Genomic DNA, 20,113 nt, shown 5'->3' on the forward strand with positions numbered 1-20,113 from the left:
CAGCTTTGCGCGCGAACTGCGCGCGACATCGAGGATTGCGAATGACTGCGCGAACGAGCCTGACAGTGGTGCTTGCGGCCGGTGAGGGCACGCGGATGCGCTCGTCGCTGCCGAAGGTGCTGCACCCCGTGGCCGGGCAGCCGCTGCTGTCGCACGTGCTCAACGCTGCGGCCTCCGGCGAGGGATCGCAGCTGGCGGTCGTGGTCGGCCCGGACCATGAGGCGGTCGCAGCCGAAGCACGCCGGGTGCGGCCCGACGCGCAGACCTTCGTGCAGCGCGTACGGCTCGGCACCGCGCATGCGGTGCTGGCGGCACGCGAGGCGATCGCCCGCGGTGCCGACGACCTCTTGGTCGCATTCGGCGACACGCCGCTGATCTCGGCCGAGACCTTCGCCCGGATGCGCGCGCCGCTGCGCGACGGCGCGGCGCTTGCGGTGCTCGGCTTCCATGCCGCCGACCCGACCGGCTACGGCCGGCTGGTGGTCGAGAACGGCAAGCTGGTTGGGATCCGCGAGCAGGCCGATGCCAGTGCCGAAGAGCGCAAGATCACGCTGTGCAATGCCGGCGTGATGGCGTTCGACGGCAAGAAGGCGCTCGCGATCATCGAGAAGATCGGCAATGCCAATGCCAAGGGCGAATATTATCTGACCGATGCCGTCGGCATTGTCAGGGAACTCGGACTGGAGGCCGTCGTGATCGACACCAGCGAAGACGAAGTGCGCGGCATCAACACCAAGGCGCAGCTCGCCGAGGCCGAGGCCGTGATGCAGACACGGCTGCGCAACCAGGCGCTCGAGGCCGGCGTGACCCTGATCGCGCCGGAAACCGTCTATCTTGCCGCCGACACCAAGTTCGGCAAGGACGTCACGATCGAGCCGTTCGTGGTGATCGGACCCGGCGTTTCGATCGACGACGGCGCCGTAATCCATTCCTTCTCGCACATCACCCAAGCCACGATCGGCAAGAAGGTGGAGCTCGGACCCTACGCGCGGCTGCGGCCCGGCACTTCGCTCGGCGATGGCGTGAAGATCGGCAATTTCGTCGAGACCAAGGGTTCGAGGCTGGAGGCCGGGGTCAAGGTCAACCATCTCTCCTATGTCGGCGACGCCCATGTCGGTGCCAATTCCAACCTCGGTGCCGGCACCATCACCTGCAACTATGACGGCTTCCTCAAGCACAAGACGCTGATCGGCGAGGGCGCCTTCATCGGCACCAATACGTCGCTGGTCGCGCCGGTCACGATCGGCAAGGGCGCCTATATCGGCTCGGGCTCCGTGATCACCAAGGACGTTCCTGACGATGCGATGGCGCTCGAGCGCAGCGAGCAGTCCATCCGCGAAGGCGGCGCCGCGCGCTACCGCACGGCGAAGCTGAAGGAGAAGGCTGCGAAGGGGAAGTGATGCCGTCGTCGTGCTTCGGGACGGCCGCGTCGCGGCTTCATGACGGTGATAGAGACGAGCCCGCAACCTCCTCAACCGTCGTCCTGGCGAAAGCCAGGACTCATAACCACCGAATTCGGTGATGAACGGGATCGCGGCCCCAGCGTCGCGCAACAACCAAGATTTGGGGTAATGGGTCCTGGCTTTCGCCAGGACGACACTGCGTGTGTTGCGCGATCTGTGAGTCACACATCCGCATCGGGTGACGGGGTTCGCAAACGGGCCGATCCGCAACGTCGATCGGTTGACCCCGTTCATGCCGCATTCTTCGCCTGGCCCGGATCGTCGAGGGTCGGCTGGACCGGTCCGAGCAGGATGCGCCGCTGCATCTCGTCGAAGGCGAGGTTTGCGTTCTTCTCCCGTGTCGCCAGCGACAGCAGGATCGCGACCGCAAAGGATAGCGGCATGCTGATGATCGCGGGATTGCGCAGCGACACGAACCACCATTGATGCTCGATCGCGGCGAGCGGCTTGCCGAGAATGTCGACCTGGATGGTCGGGGACAGATAGATCAGCACCAGCGAGCTCAGCGTGCCGACGAGGATGCTCGCCACGGCAGCAGGCGTCGTGAAGTGGCGCCAGGTGATGGCGAGCACCAGCGACGGGAAGTTGGCGGCGCAGGCGATCGAGAACGCAAGTCCCGCCATGAAGGCGACATTCTGGCCTTCGAACGCGATTCCCAGACCGATGGCGAGGATGGAAATCAGAACGGTCGCGACCCGCGCGACCTTGAGCTGCTCGGCCTCCGAAGCGGTGCCGTTTCGGATCACATTGGTCCAGACGTCGTGGCAGAGCGTGGCGACGCCCGACAGTGTCAGCCCCGCGACGACGGCAAGCATGGTCGCGAACGCGACCGCGCAGATGAAGCCGAAGAACGCATTGCCGCCGACGGTGAGTGCGAGCAGGGGTGCTGCCATGTTGCCGCCGCCGCCGGCCTTGGCCACCGCCTCGGCGCCGACCAGCACCATGGCGCCGAAGCCGATGATGAAGACCATGAGATGAAAGACGCCGATCAGGCCGGTGGCATAGAGGATCGACAGCCGTGCGGCTTTGGAATCCTTCACCGTGTAGGCCCGCATCAGCACATGCGGCATCGCGGCGGTTCCGAACATCAGGCCGAGCCCGAGCGAGATGGCATCCCATTGACCCGAGACCACCTTCGATCCCGGCTGCAGCACCTTGGTGCCGTATTTCTCGGACGCCGCGGCGAACAGCTTCAGCGGGTTCATGTCGAAATGGGTCAACACGAGGAGGGCGAGCAGGATGCCGCCGCCCATCAGCAGCACAGCCTTGACCACCTGCACCCAGGTCGTCGCCAACATGCCGCCGAACAGGACATAGACCAGCATCACGCTGCCGACGACGATGACCGACCAGGTGTAGGGCAGGCCGAACAGCAGCTTGATCAGCGATCCTGTCGCGACCATCTGGGCGATCAAGTAGAACAGGATCACGGCAAGTGTACCGATGGCGCCGGCGAGGCGCACCGGGCGCTGGCGCAGGCGATAGGCCACGACGTCGGCGAAGGTGAAACGGCCGACATTGCGCAATGGCTCGACGATCAGGAACAGAATGATCGGCCAGCCGACCAGCCACCCGATCGAATAGATCATGCCGTCGAAGCCGTTCGAGGTGACGATGCCGGCAATTCCGAGCAGGGCCGCGGCGCTCAGGAAGTCTCCCGCGAGTGCCCAGCCGTTCTGCCACGGCGTGACCTGGCCGCCGGCGGCAAAGAAATGCTCGGTGGTGCGCGTGCGCCGCGCAGCCCAATAGGTGATCGCCAGCGTCAACGCCATGAAGGCGAAGAAGAACCCGATCGAAAGCGTGCTGCTGCCCATTTGCCTGTCCCCTTAGCGAAGCTCGCGAACGCCTGCGTCGAACACCCGGTTCGCCCACAGCACGTAGACCAGGCAGAGCACGAAGGAAGAGATGATGACGAGCGGGCCGAGCACGATGCAAAGCGACAGGCCGGGCATCAGGATGGTGCCGAGCAGCGGCTTGTCGAACGCGAAGAGTCCCATGAAGCCGAAATAGATCACGATCATCGCGGCGCTCAGAACGAGCGCGACCGTCAGCCGCTTCTTGGCCAGTTTCTTGGCGAGCTTCTCGGCCGGTTTCTTGGCCAATGCACCGCCGCTCGGCGCCGGATCGGCATTGCCGGGAATAACCACGTTCATATCGGCCCCCTCAAAACTTCAGCGCGCGCGCTCTGCTTGCGCCAATCGGACGAGCTTCAGCCGGGGGGCGACGGAAGGGAATTATGGATTTTTGCAATCTGCCGTGCGTGGCTGCGGCACGACATCGGCCAGCGTGACCTGCATGTCGGGATCCTGCTTCAGGGTATTTTTCAGGAAGGCGCGGACGGCGCGGATGCGCGGAGCGAATTGCAGGTCGCTGTGGACATTGAGCCAGACCTCGCGAACGGTGCCGGCGAGAGCCGGCAGCACGGGTATCAGGTCGGGCCGGTCCCTTGTGGCAAAGCTCGGAAGCATCACGATGCCGAGGCCGCCCGCCGCGGCGTTCATCTGCGCGATCATGCTGTTGGAGTGGAAGGCGATTTTCGGCTCTTCGATGACGTCGGCGAGCCAGCGCACCGAATCGACCTGGATCAGGTCCTCGATATAGGACACGAACCAATGATCCTGCAGGTCGCGCAGGCTTGCGGGCATCCCATGGTGGTCGAGATAGTCCTGGCTCGCGAATAGCCCGAGCCGGAACTTGCCGATGCGCTCCGAGATCAGGCCCGGACCGGGCGGCCGGAAGAAGGACACGAACAGATCGGCCTCGCGCTTATGGACGTAGACCGTCTGGGCGGACGTGACGAGTTCGACGGTGAGCTGCGGCGTGGTGCGTCGCAGTTTGGCGAAACGCTGCGCCAAATAGAGCGAGGCGATCCCCTCCATGGTGGCGAGCCGCACGGTCCCGACGAGCTCCTGGGTGTCGCTGGCGCTGGCCTCCTCGCGGATGGCGATCACCGCGCTCTCGACCCGCTCGGCATGACGCAACAGCCGCTCGCCGACTTCGTTGAGCTTGAGGCCGGTGCGGTGGCGTTCGAACACCGCAACCCCGAGGGAAGCTTCCATTTGGGCGATGCGGCGGCTGACGGTGGAATGGTCGAGCCGGAGCCGCTTTGCGGTCTGGCTGAGATTGCCGGCGCGGGCGGCGCAGAGAAACACCCGCAGATCGTCCCAGTTGATCGTGTCGAACATGATTTGCCTCCAGGTTGCGGCCGTTGAGATTGCGGCCCTTGTCAGCAAGGCAATTCCCGTTCCAGCGCGTGGCGGCTCCGATCCTTCGCAACCGACCTTGCGACAATTCCCATGCACGCCGGCAAGGCAGGGATGATACCGCTTCGCGCTGCTCATCCTAGAGCCTTCCGTTCCGGTTGGATCGGAACGGGGGCTCCAGATTTTTGTTTCGACGCGTTTTCTTCATGCGAACCGGTATCCACTTCGCTGGAAAACGCTCTGGCCGGGATTTTCGACATGCTCCCTCGTTTCAAGGCTGCTGCCGTCCACGCCGCGCCGGTCTTCCTCGACAGCTGGGCGACCACCGAAAAGGCGATCGCCATCATTCGCGAGGCGGCCAGGGCCGGCGCCGAGCTGATCGCGTTTCCCGAAACCTATATTCCCGCCTTTCCGGTCTGGGCCGCGCTGTGGCCTCCAATCGACAACCACGATCTGTTCGTGCGTATGGCGGAGCAATCCGTGCTGGCGGACGGACCGGAAGTGGCGCGGCTTTTGCGCCGAGGCGCGTGCCCTCGGCGTCACCGTCTCGATCGGCATCAGCGAGCGTTCGGCCGTCAGCGTCGGGGGGCTATGGAACTCGAACCTGCTGATCGGCGAGACCGGAGAAATTCTCATCCATCACCGCAAGCTGGTTCCGACCTTCTATGAGAAGCTGGTGTGGTCGTCCGGCGATGGTGCGGGCCTCAAGGTCGCGGAGACGCGGCAGGGCCGGATCGGCGGGTTGATTTGCGGCGAGAATACCAATCCATTGGCTCGCTTCGCGCTGATGGCGCAGGGCGAGCAGGTGCACATTTCGAGCTGGCCGCCGATGTGGCCCACCCGGCGCCCGGCCGGCGGCGGCAATTTCGACAACGTGGCCGCCAACCGCATCCGGGCCAGCGCCCATTGCTTCGAGGCCAAGGTATTCGGGATCGTCACCGCCGGCTACATGGACCAGGCGATGCGCGCCTTCCTCATTGAACGCGATCGAACGATCGCCGACGTGATCGACCAGACGCCGCGTGCGGCGAGCTTCTTCGTCGATCCGACCGGCAGCGTCTTCGGCGATGGATTGCAGGACGAGGAGGGGATCGCCTACGCGGAGATCGATCTCAATCGCTGCGTCGAGCCGAAACAGTTTCACGACGTGGTCGGTTACTACAACCGCTTCGACATCTTCGGCGTGACGGTCGACCGCAGCCGATTGACCCCGGCTCGATTTCGCGATTCAGAGCAGCCAATAGCGGAAGCGCAAGACGCGGCAATTCTGTCGGTCGATGCCGACGCTGCATCGAATGGGCAGGGGCGCGACCTCCGGAGCTGACGAAGCGCTGGTGCCGCCCTATACAATCCTTCGTCCGCGTGCGGGACCCGACGCGGACATCGCAATCCGGCATTCTCGATGGTCCGCAAACCTGCACCGTTGCCAACGCGGGAATGTATGGCTACGCTTTACCCTGGGTAGGCTGCCAAACGCTTCTTCGATCGGCCGGGCGCTCATGCCAAAATTCCTTCGCATCGGAGTCCATCAGTCGAACGTTTCCGGATACACGTCGAAGGCATGGTGCATTCGACGGGCCGGCTCGACGGTTTTCCTGAAATGGGGTGCCGTGCAGGTTGATGGCGCGGGCGACGGGCGAAAGGTCTACTGGACGTTTCCACCGCAGGAAAAAACCATTCGCTGCCGCACGGTGCAGCGCGCCCGGGACTACACCAAGGCCGCCATCGCGCGGCGACGCAGCCATCGCTATGAACCGCTGGCTGGGAATATCGCGAACCGGCGTCGAACCGCCGATCGGGACTCGCAGCTCAAACAGGCGCTCGCCACGATCCTCTATGTCGATATCGTCCGATCCACCGAAAAGGCCGCGCGGCTCGGCGACACGCGCTGGGCGACGGTGATGAATCACTACTATGTCGCTGTGCGCAGGGAGCTGAAGGCCTTGCGGGGGAAGGAAGTCGTGACGACCGGGGACGGGGTGTTGGCGACGTTCCGCGCGCCGGCAGCCGGGATCCGTTGCGCGACCGCAATCCGCGAGTCCGTGCGCACGCTGGGGCTGGAGATCAGGGTCGGACTGCACGCGGGCGAATACAAGGTGAGCGGGGCGGAGGTGATCGGTCTTGCGTTTCACATCGGCGCGCGCGTCGCGGCGAAAGCACGGGCCGGCGAAGTGCTGGTCTCGAGCGCGGTCAAGGACCTGATGTCAAAGTCCGAAATCCGCTTCAAGGACCGCGGCGCGCACCAGCTCAAGGGCGTGCCGGAGCGATGGCGGCTCTACCGGGTTGAGCATTAGGACGTCCTGGGAGCGCCGGTTACCGCCAGCGTCGGCTGGCCTCGCCGAAAGGCGTTAATGACGTATTGATGCGGTTAGCGACGTTTGCCGTCTGCGGTTTCATCGCTCTTAGGAGGCGACGAGGCAAAACACGCATCATGCGCAAACATGCCGCGACCATTCTGACCGGAATCTTTTGCAGCCTGGTGACGTACTTCAGTGTCGCACGACTCTACCAATGGGCCGAGACCGGACAGTTGGCGGTGCTGTCCCGGAAGGCACACGACCAACCTGAGTTCGTTTCCTGGGGCGACGATCGGCCCAGCTTCGTGCTGCTGTTCGCGCTCTATCTGTTTTTCCTCAAGAACGGACTGCACGGCATGCTGGTCACGTGCCGCGACGTCTGGCTGCGTGGCCGGGGATGGGAACCGTGAGCGCGCGGCTGATCGCTGGATTGATCAAGGTGCTGCTCGGCGGTCTTCTCACGGCCGGTCCGCCGCTCGTGTCGGTGGCGCGCGGCGACGAAACTTCGAGCATCAATGCACGACGCGAGGCGCTTCGCGAATGGAGCAGCCTTGCCAATGGACGCACGGACTTTGAAATTTCCGATCCGGCCTTGGTGCCAAGGATGCTCGCGCTTGCTGCCGAGCAATCCGGCTGCAAATACAGGGATGACATCGAAAAGTTGCCGGTTCGCTTCATGAAAGTGGCCGGGCACCGTCTCGCGCTGATGTTCTGTCGGCTTTCCGTGACCGGATCGCATCGCGCGTTCGATCTTTCCGACGTCAGCAGACCAAAGCCAATGGAATTTCCGTACGTCGCGCTGAACGGCTTCGGTACGACGGACACTCCGGGGTTCATCACATGGAGGGAGGAGGCCGGCTTGTTTCAGGCCGAAACCGGATCGGACCTGTGTCCCAGCCCGCACCTGCGGCATGTCTATCGGCTAGACGTGACCAGTCGCGAAAGCTTTGTCGTGGTTCGCGTCGAGGTCAGCGCGCCTGCGTGCGGCGCGGGTCAAGAATGGACCACGATCTGGGAGGCGAAACCGTGGCCCGCGCCGGCGGATCCGCGCTGACGCGCTCTTGCCAAAATGGTTAGCCCCGATTAACCAGCCTTTCGCATCAACCTTGCCGTTTAAGACTGTCGCAATCGGCAATAATTATTGAGTATCTTGCGGCCGGCGATTCCCGTTAAGGGACCGTGTCGCCGCTTTGGCAAATTTTCGGCGATTTTTGGGGACATTGAACCGCATGTGCGGCATCGTCGGCATTCTTGGACGCGCTCCGGTCGCGGAGCAATTGGTGGATTCGCTCAAGCGGCTCGAATATCGCGGCTATGATTCCGCGGGTGTCGCCACGCTGGAGAATGGCGGCCTTGCGCGGCGCCGTGCCGAAGGCAAGCTGAAGAATCTTGAGGCCCGGCTCGAGGCAAAGCCGCTCGGCGGCCACACCGGCATCGGCCACACCCGCTGGGCCACCCACGGCCGGCCGACCGAGAACAACGCGCACCCGCACGCCACCGAGCGCGTTGCCGTGGTGCATAACGGCATCATCGAGAATTTCCGCGAGCTGCGCGAGGAACTCAAGGCCAAGGGTGCGGTGTTCTCGACCGAGACCGACACCGAGGTCGTGGTGCATCTGGTCGACAATCTGCTCAAGGGTGGCGTCAAGCCGATCGAGGCGGTGAGGGCGGTGCTGTCGCAGCTGCGCGGCGCGTTCGCGCTCGGCTTCATCTTCGCCGGCGAGGACGATTTGATGATCGGCGCCCGCAACGGCCCGCCGCTCGCGGTCGGCCATGGCGATGGCGAGATGTATCTCGGGTCCGACGCGATCGCGCTCGGGCCGTTCACCGACACGATCAGCTATCTTGAGGACGGCGACTGGGTGGTGCTGAACCGCAAGGGCGCCACGATCTTCGACAAGGACAACGCCATCGTCCACCGCGAGGCGATCAAGCACACGACGGCAACGGCGCTGGTCGACAAGGCGAACTACCGCCACTTCATGGCGAAGGAGATCCACGAGCAGCCCGAAGTGGTCGGGCACACGCTGGCGCGCTATGTCGACATGGCGACCGAGCGTGTCACCATGCCGGTGAAACTGCCGTTCGACTTCAAGGATATCCAGCGCGTCTCGATCACCGCCTGCGGCACCGCGAGCTATGCCGGCTTCGTCGCGAAATACTGGCTGGAGCGGCTGGCCCGGCTGCCGGTCGAGCTCGATGTCGCCTCCGAATTCCGCTACCGCGAGGCTCCGCTGCGCAAGGGCGACCTTGCGATCTTCATCTCGCAGTCAGGCGAGACCGCCGACACGCTGGCGGCGCTGCGCTACGCCAAGGCGCAGGGCGCGCACACGCTCTCGGTCGTCAACGTGCCGACCTCGACGATCGCGCGCGAGAGCGAGACCGTGCTGCAGACGCTCGCCGGCCCCGAGATCGGGGTCGCCTCGACCAAGGCGTTCACCTGCCAGCTGATGGTGCTGGCCTCGCTCGCGGTCGCCGCCGGCAAGGCGCGCGGCGAGCTGTCCGATGCCGACGAGGCCAAGCTGGTGCATGGCCTGGTCGAGATCCCGCGCCTGATGTCGGAAGCGCTCACCACCGAAGTGCAGATCGAGAAGCTGGCGCGCGAGATCTCGAAGTCGCGCGACGTGCTCTATCTCGGCCGCGGCACCAGCTATCCGCTGGCGCTGGAAGGCGCGCTGAAGCTGAAGGAAATCTCCTACATCCACGCCGAGGGCTACGCCGCCGGCGAGCTCAAGCATGGACCGATCGCGCTGATCGACGAGCACATGCCGGTCGTGGTGATCGCGCCGTACGACAAGGTGTTCGAGAAGACCGTCTCCAACATGCAGGAGGTCGCCGCCCGCGGCGGCAAGATCATCCTCATGACCGACGCCAAGGGCGCGGCGGAAGCGACCATCCAGTCGCTGGTGACGATCGTGATGCCGGACATGGGGGCGACCTTCGCGCCGATGGTCTACGCCGTGCCGGTGCAGCTGCTCGCCTATCATACCGCTGTCGTGATGGGCACCGATGTCGACCAGCCGCGGAATCTGGCCAAATCGGTCACGGTCGAATAGTCGCAAGCCGCGGCTTCACGCGGCCCTTCAAAAATGCGACAGAATGGCTTAGCTGGGTGGTGGACTACGGCCGCTTCGACGACCCTGGAACCGCAATGACCTCCAACCAAGTGCCTCCCGCCTCGACCGGTGAATTGCCCCCGGATGCCCCGCGCGGGCTGATGGCGCGGTTTCGCAACTATTTCCTGACCGGCCTCGTGGTGGCCGGGCCGGTTGCGATCACCCTGTATCTGACCTGGTGGTTCGTGAACTGGGTCGACAATCTGGTCCGGCCGTTCGTGCCCACGGCCTACCGGCCGGAAACCTATCTGCCGTTCGGGCTGCCGGGTTCCGGCCTGATCGTCGCGGTCATCGCGCTGACGCTGCTCGGCTTCCTCACCGCCAATCTGATCGGGCGAACCCTGGTCGATCTCGGCGAGCGGCTGCTTGGCCGCATCCCTGCGGTGCGCGCGATCTATCGCGGCCTGAAGCAGGTGTTCGAAACGCTGTTCTCCGGCAACGGCTCGAGCTTCCGCCGCGTCGGCCTGGTCGAGTTTCCCTCGCCCGGCATGTGGTCGATCGTGCTGATCTCGCAGGCGCCGAGCGCCGAGCTCGCCGCCAGCCTGCCCGGAGCGGAAGAGCATATCTCGGTGTTCCTGCCGTGCGCGCCGAACCCGACCACCGGCTTCTTCTTCTATGTGCCGAAGAGCAAGATCATCGAGATCGAGATGAGCACCGAGGATGCCGCGACGCTGATCATGTCGGCCGGCGTGGTGCAGCCTGGCGCCAATGATCAGAAGCGCGCCGCGGCGCTCGCCGGCATGGCCAATGCTGCGCGCATTGCGAGCCAGGCTTCGGCGAGCCAGGCCTCGCTGCAGCCGGCAACTCAGCCCGCGCCGGCGAAGGTGGAGTAGCTCCCGTATCCCGCGTCATCGCGAGGAGCGAAGTGACGAAGCAATCCACGCTTCCGCATGTGCGGAACGATGGATTGCTTCGCTGCGCTCGCAATGAATGCGCTGGCCGCTACCCCGCGCCGATCAGCGGCACGGCTTCGTCGCGCTCGTAGAGGTAGAGCAGGACGCGCAGCGCTTCGCCGCGTTCGCCCTTCAGCTTCGGATTGTCCTTCATGATCCGCAGCGCCTCGTCGCGGGCCTGGGTGATCAGCTGGCCGTGCACCTCGGAGCGCGCGATGCGGTAGCCGGGCAGGCCGCTCTGGCGGATGCCGAGCACATCGCCTTCGCCGCGCAGCTTCAGATCCTCCTCGGCGATCCGGAATCCATCCGTGGTCTCGCGGATCACCTTGAGCCGCGCCTTCGACATCTCGCCGAGCGGCTCCTTGTAGAGCAGCAGGCAGGTCGAGGCTTCCGAGCCGCGGCCGATGCGCCCGCGTAGCTGATGCAGCTGCGCAAGCCCGAAACGTTCGGCGTTCTCGATCACCATGATGGTCGCCGCCGGTACGTCGACGCCGACCTCGACCACCGTGGTCGCGACCAGAAGGCTGATCTCGTGCGCGGCGAATTGCGCCATCACGCGGTCCTTCTCGGTGCCCTTCATCTGGCCGTGCACGAGGCCGACGCGATCGCCGAACCGCTTCTGCAAGCTCTCGAAACGCTCGGTCGCGTTGGTGAGATGCTCGGTGCCCTCGGCCTCGGATTCATCGACCAGCGGGCAGATCCAGTAGACCAGCTTGCCGGCGCCGAGCGCGCGGCCGACGCCGTCCATCACGTCCTCGATCCGGCTCATCGGCACCGCGCGGGTGTCGATCGGCTGGCGGCCGGCGGGCTTTTCGCGCAGCTCCGAGACGTCCATATCGCCGAAGTAAGTCAGCACCAGCGTGCGCGGAATCGGGGTGGCGCTCAGCACCAGCACGTCGACGGCCTCGCCCTTGGAGGTCAGCGCGAGGCGCTCGCGCACGCCGAAGCGATGCTGCTCGTCGACCACGGCAAGCGCCAGCGCCTTGTAGATCACATCGTCCTGGATCAGCGCGTGGGTGCCGACCAGGAGATCGACCTCGCCGGCCTCGAGCTGTGCCAGCAACTCGCGGCGCTCCTTGCCTTTCTCGCGGCCGGTGAGGATCGCAACGCGTAGGCCGGCGCGCTCGGCGAGCGGCGCGATGGTCTTGATGTGCTGGCGCGCCAGGATTTCGGTCGGCGCCATCAGCGCGGCCTGCTTGCCGGCTTCCGCAACCGCGGCGGCAGCCAGCAGCGCCACCACGGTCTTGCCGGAACCGACATCGCCCTGCACGAGGCGCAGCATCCGCACCGGCTGCTGCAGGTCCGCGATGATTGCCGCGACCGCCTCTTGCTGCGACCTGGTCAGCGCATAGGGCAGGGCATCGATGATCTTCCGGCGCAGATGACCATCGCCGGCGTTGCGCACACCGGCGGGGCGGCGCAGCGTGGCGCGGATCAGGGCGAGCGCGAGCTGGCCGGCCAGCAGTTCGTCGAATGCGAGACGTGACCAGAACGGACCGTCGGGCAGGATATCGGTCAGCTCGACCGGAACATGCACGCGGGTCAGCGCCTCCCTGATCGGCGGGAAGTTGCAGCGGCGCAGCACCTCGGGGCTGATCCACTCCGGCAGATCCGGCAGCTTGGTTAGCGCCTGCGCGATGGCGCGGCGGAGCGAGCCGATCGCAAGCCCCTCGGTCAGCGGATAGACCGGATCGATGCCGGACAGTTTTGCAAAGCCCGCTTCATCGACGACGCGATCGGGATGCACGATTTGCGGGATGCCGTCATACATCGCCAGCGTGCCGGAGACGTAGCGCTTCTCGCCGACCGGCAGCAGCTTCTCGACATAGCCAGGCTGGGCGCGGAAGAAGGTCAGCACGACGTCGCCGGTGTCGTCGCTGGCATAGACGAGGTAGGGCGCGCGCGAATTGCGTGGCGGCGGCGGGCGATGGCGGTCGACGGTGACCTCGAGCGTCACCATGGTTCCGACCGCGGCGTCGCGGATCTTCGGTCGGGCGCGGCGGTCGATCACGCTCGCCGGCAGATGCAGCAGCAGGTCGACCAGCCGCGGCGTCTCGCTGCGGTCGAGCAGATAGCGCAGCAGCTTGTCCTGCTTCGGGCCGACCCCTTGCAGGGTCGTGACCTGGGCAAACAGCGGATTGAGCAGGGCTGGGCGCATCGACGAATCCAAGACCGTTTCACACCGTCATGCCCGGCCTTGTGCCGGGCATCCACGTCTTTTTTTGGAGCTGATGTCGGCCGGGTCCCGTCTTCGGCAAAGGCTTCGACAGACGCGCAAGCCCGGCAATGACGGCATGCGCCCACGGAAACCCCAAAACGCGGCGAATGAGGGCTGACATCGGCCATCGCCATCGCTATATCAGGCCCGCCCGGCACGTCCGGGCTTTTGGCGTTGGATGGATTTTGGGACATGACGGGATCGACACGATCGAGCAGCGGGCTCGATGACCGCCGCAAGCGGCTTTTGTTTCGCTGCTGGCATCGCGGCACCCGGGAGATGGACCTGATCCTCGGCCGCTTCGCCGACGCGACCATTGGCGAACTGTCCGACCACGAGCTCGGCGAGCTCGAGCATCTGATCGAGGTGCCGGATCCCGACCTCTATGCGGCGCTGACCGGCGACAAGGTGCTGCCGGCCGAATATGCGACCGCGCTGTTTGCCCGCATCAAGGCGTTCCGGGTCGCGGATCCCAGCGCATGAAACAGCCCATGAAATCACCGGCCGCGATGCTCGCGCCCGGCCGGGTGCTCACCATCGCCAACGTCGCCGAGGGCGCCGAAGGGCTCGTCATCTCCGATCTGGCGCGCGCGATTGCGGCGCAGCCGAAGCGGCCGGCCGTCAGCCTTGCCGTGGTGTGCCGCGACGGCGCGCGGATGCAGCAGCTCGCCCGCGCGCTGGAGTTCTTTGCGCCCGATATCGCCGTGATGCAGGTTCCGGCCTGGGACTGCCAGCCCTATGACCGCGTCTCGCCGCACGCCGGCATTTTGGCGCAACGGCTCACCGCTTTGGCCAAGTTGTCGCGGCTGGTCGGCAGCGACAAGCCGCTGATCGTGCTGACGACGGTGAATGCCGCCGTGCAGCGCGTACCGGCTCGCGATCAGGTCGCAGCGCAAGCGCTGTCGGTTGCGCCCGGCAATGTGGTGCCGATGGATTCGGTCGTGGCCTGGCTCGAGCACAATGGCTACACCCGTTCGTCAACGGTGCGCGAGCCCGGCGAATATGCCGTGCGCGGCGGCATCCTCGATCTGTTTCCGGCCGGCCTCGACCAGCCGGTGCGCTTCGACTTCTTCGGCGACTCCCTTGAGTCGATCCGCACCTTCGATGCCGAAACCCAGCGCACGCTGCTCGATATGCGCGGGCTCGATCTCGTGCCGGTCTCGGAATTCCAGCTCACCACCGAGACCATCCGGCGTTTCCGCATGGGCTATGTCGCCGCGTTCGGCGCGCCGGAGCGCGACGATCAGCTCTATGAAGCCGTGTCCGAGGGACGGCGCCATCCCGGCATGGAGCACTGGCTGCCGCTGTTCCAGGAGCGGATGGACACGCTGTTCGATTATCTCGACGGCGCGACGGTTGCGATCGAGCCGCAGGGCGAGGACGCCGCGCGCGAGCGCTTCTCGCAGATCGTTGACTACTATGACGCGCGGCGCGAGGCGCTGGAGCATCCGGGCAGCGGCGCGATCTACAAGCCGCTGCCGCCGGACCAGCTCTATCTGACCGAGGCCGAATGGGCCAAGCTGCTCGGCGATGCGCCGCTGGCGCGGCTGACGCCGTTCGCGGTGCCCGAGGGCTCGAGCGAGGTGTTCGACGCCGGCGCGCGGCAGGGCCGCAATTTCGCGCCCGAACGCGCCGACGCCAACGTCAACGTGTTCGAGGCCGTGGTCGGCCATGTCGGCGCGCTGCAGTCGCAACGCAAGAAGGTCATCGTCGCGCTGTGGAGCGAGGGCTCGCGCGACCGCATGGGCGCGATGCTGCGCGACCACAAGCTCCTGAACACGACCAGCGTCAACACCTGGCGGATCGTGCAGGCGACGCCGCGCAACGAGACCATGCTGGCCGTGCTCGGCATGGAATCCGGCTTCGAGACCGACGAATTCGCCGTCATCAGCGAGCAGGACATTCTCGGCGACCGCCTGGTGCGGCCGCGCAAGGCGAGCCGCAAGCTCGACAATTTCATCTCGGAGGTAACGAGCCTTGCGACCGGCGATCTCGTGGTCCATGTCGAGCACGGCATCGGCCGCTTCGTCGGGCTGCAGACGCTGGAAGTCTCCGGCGCGCCGCATGACTGTCTCGAGCTGCACTATGCCGCCGAGACAAAACTGTTCCTGCCGGTCGAGAACATCGAGCTGTTGTCGCGCTACGGCTCCGACAGCGCCAATGTCGAGCTCGATCGTCTCGGCGGCGGCGGCTGGCAGGCGCGCAAGGCCAAGCTGAAGAACCGGATCCGCGAGATCGCGGGCGAATTGATCAAGATCGCGGCCGAGCGGCAGCTGCACGAGGCGCCGAAGTTCCCGCTGCAGCCGCACGTCTATGACGAGTTCTGCGCGCGCTTCCCCTATGAGGAGACCGAGGATCAGTTAGGGGCCATCACCTCGACCTTGAAGGATCTCGAGATCGGCCGTCCGATGGACCGGCTGATTTGTGGCGACGTCGGCTTCGGCAAGACCGAGGTGGCGCTGCGCGCGGCGTTCGCCGTGGCGCTGGAGGGCAGGCAGGTCGCGGTGGTGGTGCCGACCACGCTGCTGGCGCGTCAGCACTCGCGGACTTTCACCGAGCGCTTCCGCGGCTTCCCGGTCAATGTCGCGCAGGCCTCACGGCTGGTGTCGACCAAGGAACTCAGCCAGGTCAAGAAAGGGCTCACCGACGGCAGCGTCGACATCGTCGTCGGCACCCATGCGCTGCTCGGCAAGACCATCAAGTTCAAGGACCTCGGCCTGTTGATCGTGGACGAGGAACAGCATTTCGGCGTCAGCCACAAGGAACGGCTGAAGCAGCTGCGCGCCCAGGTCCACGTGCTGACGCTGTCGGCAACCCCGATCCCGCGCACCCTTCAGCTTGCATTGACCGGCGTCCGCGAGCTCTCGATCATTGCCTCGCCGCCGGTCGATCGTCTTGCGGTGCGCACCTTCGTCGCGCCGCACGATCCCCTGATGATCCGCGAGGCGCTGCTGCGCGAACGCTACCGCGGCGGGCAGGCGTTCTACGTCGTGCCGCGGATCGAGGACCTTGCCGGCGTCAAGGACTTCCTCGACAAGAACGTGCCCGAGATGAAGGTCGCGGTCGCCCACGGCCAGATGCCGCCGACCGTGATCGAGGACATCATGTCGGCGTTCTACGACGGCAAATACGACATCCTGCTGTCGACCACGATCGTCGAGTCCGGTCTCGACATCCCGAACGCCAACACGCTGATCGTGCACCGCGCCGATATGTTCGGCCTCGCCCAGCTCTACCAGCTGCGCGGCCGCGTCGGCCGCTCCAAGCTGCGTGCCTATGCGCTGTTCACGCTGCCGGCACAGCAGAAGATCACGGCGCAGGCGGAGCGGCGGCTCAAGGTGCTGCAGTCGCTGGAGACGCTGGGGGCCGGCTTCCAGCTCGCCTCGCACGACCTCGACATCCGCGGCGCCGGCAATCTGCTCGGCGAGGAGCAATCCGGCCACATCAAGGAAGTCGGCTTCGAGCTGTACCAGTCGATGCTGGAGGAGGCGATCGTCAACCTCAAGGCCGGCGTCGCCGAGCCGGCTGCCGACCGCTGGTCGCCGCAGATCACGATCGGCATGCCGGTCCTGATCCCCGAGGACTATGTCAACGACCTCAGCGTGCGGCTGTCGCTGTATCGTCGGCTCGCCGATCTCGACACCGACGAGGACATCGACGCCTTCGCCGCCGAGATGCGCGACCGCTTCGGCGTGCTGCCGGACGAGGTGCGCTATCTGTTCAAGGTCGCGGCGATCAAGGCCTATTGCCGAAGGGCCAATGTCGGGAAGGTCGATGCCGGCCCGAAGGGCGCCGTGATCGCATTCCGCGACAACAGTTTTGCGCATCCGGAGCGGCTGGTCAGCTTCATCCGCCAGCACGGCCAGGCCGCCAAGGTGCGGCCGGACATGAAGGTGGTGTTCTTCCAGGAGTGGGATACTCCCGAAGAGCGGCTCGCGGGCACCACCGAGATCCTGCGCCAGCTCGCCAATCTCGCGGAGAGCAAGAAGGCAGCTTAGACTACGTTCTCCGGCAGATCGCGTTCCAGCGGACTTGACCGGCCTTGCTACCCGCTCGACCTGGTCGCGAATGACCCAAAACGGACAGCGGGCTTTCGGCCGGCGCTCCCGGCTTGATCTACATCAATGTTCCGCGCTTGCGCCGGGCCAGACTCGTTCCCCTATCTTCAATTTATTGTTTAGGGAGGGTGGAATGAGCGCAATTCGTATTGTCGCTATCGGATTTCTGCTCTCCAGCTCCACGTTTGCGTTGGCGCAGGGCACCGCCGGCACCCCCGGTTCGCCGGCGGCTACGATCACCATCCCCGGCAATCAGCTTCCGCCGCCTCCACAACAATTCGGTGGCAAGATCGAACGCGATGCAACCCAGTCGTCGCCCTATTGGCCGTCGCGGATCGTGCCGCCCAAGGGAGCACCGAACGTTCTGTTGATCATTACCGACGATGCCGGCTATGGCGTACCGAGCACATTCGGCGGCGTGATTCCGACACCCGCGCTGGACCGCGTCGCCCAGAACGGCCTACGCTTCACCAATTTCCATTCCACCGCGCTGTGTTCGCCGACGCGCGCCGCGCTCATTACCGGGCGCAACCATCATTCGGTCGGCTATGGCGTGGTCGCCGAACAGGCCACCGGCTATCCCGGCTATGACAGCGTCATCACCAAGGACAAGGCCACCATTGGCCGCATCCTCACCGACAACGGCTATCGCACAGCCTGGTTTGGCAAGAACCACAACACGCCGGAATATCAGTCGAGCCAGGCCGGTCCGTTCGATCAGTGGCCGACCGGCATGGGGTTCGAATATTTCTACGGCTTCATGGGCGGCGACACCAATCAGTGGCAGCCCGGCAATCTCGTTCGCAACACCACGCCGATCTATCCTTACGAAGGTAAACCCGGTTGGAATTTGATGACGGCGATGGCCGACGACGCGATCGACTACGTAAATCGTATGAACGCGCTTTCGCCCGACACACCGTTCTTCGTCAAGTTCGCGCCGGGTGCGACGCACGCCCCCCATCACCCAACGCCGGAGTGGGTCAAGAAGATCAGCGACATGCACCTGTTCGACCAAGGCTGGAACAAGCTGCGTGACACCATCTTCGAGAACCAGAAGCGGCTCGGAGTCATTCCACAGAATGCAAAGCTGACGCCATGGCCGAAGGATCTGATCAAGGAATGGGATCAGCTTTCGGCCGATGAGAAGAAGCTGTTCATCCGCCAAGCTGAGGTGTTTGCGGCCTACGCCGCCTATGCCGACAACGAAATTGGTCGTGTCATTCAGTCTATCGAAGACATGGGCAAGCTCGACAACACTTTGATCATCTACATCGAGGGCGACAACGGCACCAGCGCGGAAGGCCAGCCGAACGGAACGCCGAACGAAGTGGCGATGTTCAACCAGATCAACCCGTCCGTCGAAGATCAGCTCAAATATTTCTACGACGTATGGGGCACCGATCGCACCTACAATCACATGTCGATCGGCTGGGCCTGGGCGTTTGACACACCGTTCTCCTGGACCAAACAGATCGTGTCGCATTTTGGCGGCACGCGCCAGGGCATGGCGATTTCCTGGCCAGCGGCGATCAAGGACAAGGGCGGTATCCGGAGCCAGTTCCACCACGTCATCGACGTTGTGCCGACCATTCTCGAGGCGGCCCAGATCAAGCAGCCCGACATCGTCGACGGCATCAAGCAAAGCCCGATCGAGGGCGTCAGCATGATGTACACGTTTGATCAGAAGAACGCGGATGCGCCGTCCACCCACAAGACGCAATATTTCGAAATGTTCGCCGACCGCGCGCTCTACAATGATGGCTGGATCGCGAGCACCAAGGTCCTGCGACCACCATGGGTGACGATTGCCAAACTGCCGAGCCCGCAGGATTACCCGTGGGAGTTCTACGATCTCCGCAACGACTGGACGCAGGCCGAGGATGTCGCCGCCAAGTATCCGGACAAGCTGAAGGAACTGCAGGCGATGTTTTGGAAGGAGGCGGAAAAGTACCAGGTGCTGCCGCTCGACTCCTCGGTGGCCGCCCGCCTCGTCACGCCGCGTCCGAGCCTCAGTGCTGCCCGCACCAAGTTCAGCTGGACCCGGCCGATCACGGGCACGCCGAATGGCGACGCACCGAGCATCCTCAACTCCTCCTACACCTTCAAAGCCGAAGTGGACATTCCGCAAGGCGGCGCTGAGGGCATGCTTGTGACCCAGGGCGGTCGTTTCGGCGGCTATGGGCTCTATGTCCTGAACAGCAAGCCCGTGTTCACCTGGAATCTCGTCGACCTCAAGCGCGTGCGCTGGGAGGGGTCGGGGCTACCCCCCGGCAAGCACGTGATCGAGTTCGACTTCAAGTACGATGGCCTTGGCGCTGCCACCATGGTGTTCGGCAACTACAGCGGCATCGGACAGGGCGGCACCGGCACGCTGAAAGTTGATGGCAACGCGGTAGCCACAGAGAAGATGGAGCATACGCTGCCGTTTATCCTGCAGTGGGACGAGGCGTTTGACATCGGCTCCGACACGGGCACGCCGGTCGACGACAATGATTATCAGACGCCATTCGCCTTCACAGGCAAGATCGACAAGATCTCGCTGGACATCGACCGTCCAAAGCTGAGCCCGGAGGATGTCAAGCGTCTGCAGGAGGCTGCGCGTGCGGCTGGTGACGGTCCTTCCGCCGACCCCGGAAAGACGGCTTCGGTCACGCCGCAGGTCGGCACTGTTGGCGTAAGCCTTGTCGAGAAGATCCAGTTGCGGATCGACAAGCGCGAGGGCTGTCGCAAGCAGGCCGAGGCGCAGGGGCTCGGCATCGTGGACCGTATCAAGTTCGTCCAGCAATGCGTCCAGCAGTGATACCGGTGGCGAGATCGCCTTCGGGCAGTCTCTTGCACCTTCACATGTCGCTTGTTGGCCCA

13 protein-coding genes and 1 pseudogene are annotated in these 20,113 nt (G+C 64.7%); 10 read left to right on the forward strand and 4 right to left on the reverse strand.

The window, feature by feature from the left end; genetic code table 11:
- Positions 1 to 41: 41 nt before the first annotated feature.
- Positions 42 to 1,400 carry a bifunctional UDP-N-acetylglucosamine diphosphorylase/glucosamine-1-phosphate N-acetyltransferase GlmU gene (gene glmU, locus ACVWY5_RS16610; RefSeq protein WP_028332063.1) on the forward strand — a complete coding sequence of 453 codons (1,359 nt, stop codon included), beginning with the start codon at positions 42 to 44 and terminating at the stop codon, positions 1,398 to 1,400.
- A gap of 293 nt (positions 1,401 to 1,693) precedes the next feature.
- On the opposite strand, the gene ACVWY5_RS16615 is transcribed toward glmU, so the two are convergent.
- The 3 genes from ACVWY5_RS16615 to ACVWY5_RS16625 all read right to left on the reverse strand — a co-directional run bounded on the left by ACVWY5_RS16615 (position 1,694) and on the right by ACVWY5_RS16625 (position 4,648).
- Positions 1,694 to 3,277, reverse strand: coding sequence for a solute symporter family protein (locus ACVWY5_RS16615; protein WP_028332062.1), 1,584 nt, complete (start codon positions 3,275 to 3,277; stop codon positions 1,694 to 1,696).
- 12 nt (positions 3,278 to 3,289) lie between these two features.
- A complete protein-coding gene (locus ACVWY5_RS16620) occupies positions 3,290 to 3,616 on the reverse strand; it encodes a DUF485 domain-containing protein (protein ID WP_080666934.1) in 327 nt (108 codons plus the stop codon).
- A gap of 81 nt (positions 3,617 to 3,697) precedes the next feature.
- Complete coding sequence (locus ACVWY5_RS16625; RefSeq protein ID WP_028332060.1) at positions 3,698 to 4,648, reverse strand: LysR family transcriptional regulator; 951 nt, start codon at positions 4,646 to 4,648, stop codon at positions 3,698 to 3,700.
- A gap of 276 nt (positions 4,649 to 4,924) precedes the next feature.
- Between ACVWY5_RS16625 and ACVWY5_RS16630 the strand changes: the two are divergent.
- From ACVWY5_RS16630 to ACVWY5_RS16655, 6 genes and pseudogenes are all read left to right on the forward strand, one after another.
- A pseudogene (locus ACVWY5_RS16630) lies at positions 4,925 to 5,990 on the forward strand (carbon-nitrogen hydrolase family protein).
- A gap of 175 nt (positions 5,991 to 6,165) precedes the next feature.
- Positions 6,166 to 6,960, forward strand: a complete 795-nt coding sequence (locus ACVWY5_RS16635; protein WP_028332058.1) for an adenylate/guanylate cyclase domain-containing protein — start codon at positions 6,166 to 6,168, stop codon at positions 6,958 to 6,960.
- Positions 6,961 to 7,097: 137 nt separating this feature from the next.
- On the forward strand, positions 7,098 to 7,373 hold the full coding sequence (locus ACVWY5_RS16640; protein ID WP_028332057.1) for a hypothetical protein: 276 nt from the start codon (positions 7,098 to 7,100) through the stop codon (positions 7,371 to 7,373).
- Positions 7,370 to 8,017 (forward strand): hypothetical protein, encoded by a 648-nt coding sequence (locus ACVWY5_RS16645; protein WP_028332056.1) that lies wholly within the window; start codon positions 7,370 to 7,372, stop codon positions 8,015 to 8,017. The genes ACVWY5_RS16640 and ACVWY5_RS16645 overlap by 4 nt, the downstream gene beginning before the upstream one ends.
- A 175-nt stretch (positions 8,018 to 8,192) precedes the next feature.
- Positions 8,193 to 10,019, forward strand: a complete 1,827-nt coding sequence (gene glmS, locus ACVWY5_RS16650; RefSeq protein ID WP_028332055.1) for a glutamine--fructose-6-phosphate transaminase (isomerizing) — start codon at positions 8,193 to 8,195, stop codon at positions 10,017 to 10,019.
- Positions 10,020 to 10,114: 95 nt separating this feature from the next.
- A complete protein-coding gene (locus tag ACVWY5_RS16655) occupies positions 10,115 to 10,912 on the forward strand; it encodes a DUF502 domain-containing protein (RefSeq protein ID WP_028332054.1) in 798 nt (265 codons plus the stop codon).
- A gap of 109 nt (positions 10,913 to 11,021) precedes the next feature.
- Here the strand turns inward: ACVWY5_RS16655 and recG are convergent, their stop codons facing one another.
- The gene (recG, locus tag ACVWY5_RS16660) at positions 11,022 to 13,130 is read right to left on the reverse strand and encodes an ATP-dependent DNA helicase RecG (protein ID WP_028332053.1); all 2,109 of its coding nucleotides are present in this window, start codon (positions 13,128 to 13,130) and stop codon (positions 11,022 to 11,024) included.
- A 252-nt stretch (positions 13,131 to 13,382) separates the two neighbouring features.
- Here recG and ACVWY5_RS16665 point away from each other — a divergent pair, with 252 nt between their 5' ends.
- The 3 genes from ACVWY5_RS16665 to ACVWY5_RS16675 all read left to right on the forward strand — a co-directional run bounded on the left by ACVWY5_RS16665 (position 13,383) and on the right by ACVWY5_RS16675 (position 20,051).
- On the forward strand, positions 13,383 to 13,673 hold the full coding sequence (locus ACVWY5_RS16665; RefSeq protein WP_028332052.1) for an FAD assembly factor SdhE: 291 nt from the start codon (positions 13,383 to 13,385) through the stop codon (positions 13,671 to 13,673).
- On the forward strand, positions 13,670 to 17,188 hold the full coding sequence (gene mfd, locus ACVWY5_RS16670) for a transcription-repair coupling factor (RefSeq protein ID WP_028332051.1): 3,519 nt from the start codon (positions 13,670 to 13,672) through the stop codon (positions 17,186 to 17,188). Before ACVWY5_RS16665 ends, mfd begins: the two co-directional genes overlap by 4 nt.
- A gap of 193 nt (positions 17,189 to 17,381) precedes the next feature.
- Positions 17,382 to 20,051, forward strand: a complete 2,670-nt coding sequence (locus ACVWY5_RS16675) for an arylsulfatase (RefSeq protein WP_028332050.1) — start codon at positions 17,382 to 17,384, stop codon at positions 20,049 to 20,051.
- Positions 20,052 to 20,113: the final 62 nt, after the last annotated feature.

This window comes from Bradyrhizobium sp. USDA 3256 (assembly GCF_054058275.1).

Coding starts and splice junctions, on each gene's coding strand:
- glmU (WP_028332063.1), top strand. CDS start 42: ATGACTGCGCGAACGAGCCTGACAGTGGTGCTTGCGGCCGGTGAGGGC.
- glmS (WP_028332055.1), top strand. CDS start 8,193: ATGTGCGGCATCGTCGGCATTCTTGGACGCGCTCCGGTCGCGGAGCAA.
- ACVWY5_RS16665 (WP_028332052.1), top strand. CDS start 13,383: ATGACGGGATCGACACGATCGAGCAGCGGGCTCGATGACCGCCGCAAG.
- ACVWY5_RS16625 (WP_028332060.1), bottom strand. CDS start 4,648: ATGTTCGACACGATCAACTGGGACGATCTGCGGGTGTTTCTCTGCGCC.
- ACVWY5_RS16640 (WP_028332057.1), top strand. CDS start 7,098: ATGCGCAAACATGCCGCGACCATTCTGACCGGAATCTTTTGCAGCCTG.
- ACVWY5_RS16615 (WP_028332062.1), bottom strand. CDS start 3,277: ATGGGCAGCAGCACGCTTTCGATCGGGTTCTTCTTCGCCTTCATGGCG.
- recG (WP_028332053.1), bottom strand. CDS start 13,130: ATGCGCCCAGCCCTGCTCAATCCGCTGTTTGCCCAGGTCACGACCCTG.
- ACVWY5_RS16655 (WP_028332054.1), top strand. CDS start 10,115: ATGACCTCCAACCAAGTGCCTCCCGCCTCGACCGGTGAATTGCCCCCG.
- ACVWY5_RS16620 (WP_080666934.1), bottom strand. CDS start 3,616: ATGAACGTGGTTATTCCCGGCAATGCCGATCCGGCGCCGAGCGGCGGT.
- ACVWY5_RS16675 (WP_028332050.1), top strand. CDS start 17,382: ATGAGCGCAATTCGTATTGTCGCTATCGGATTTCTGCTCTCCAGCTCC.
- ACVWY5_RS16635 (WP_028332058.1), top strand. CDS start 6,166: ATGCCAAAATTCCTTCGCATCGGAGTCCATCAGTCGAACGTTTCCGGA.
- mfd (WP_028332051.1), top strand. CDS start 13,670: ATGAAACAGCCCATGAAATCACCGGCCGCGATGCTCGCGCCCGGCCGG.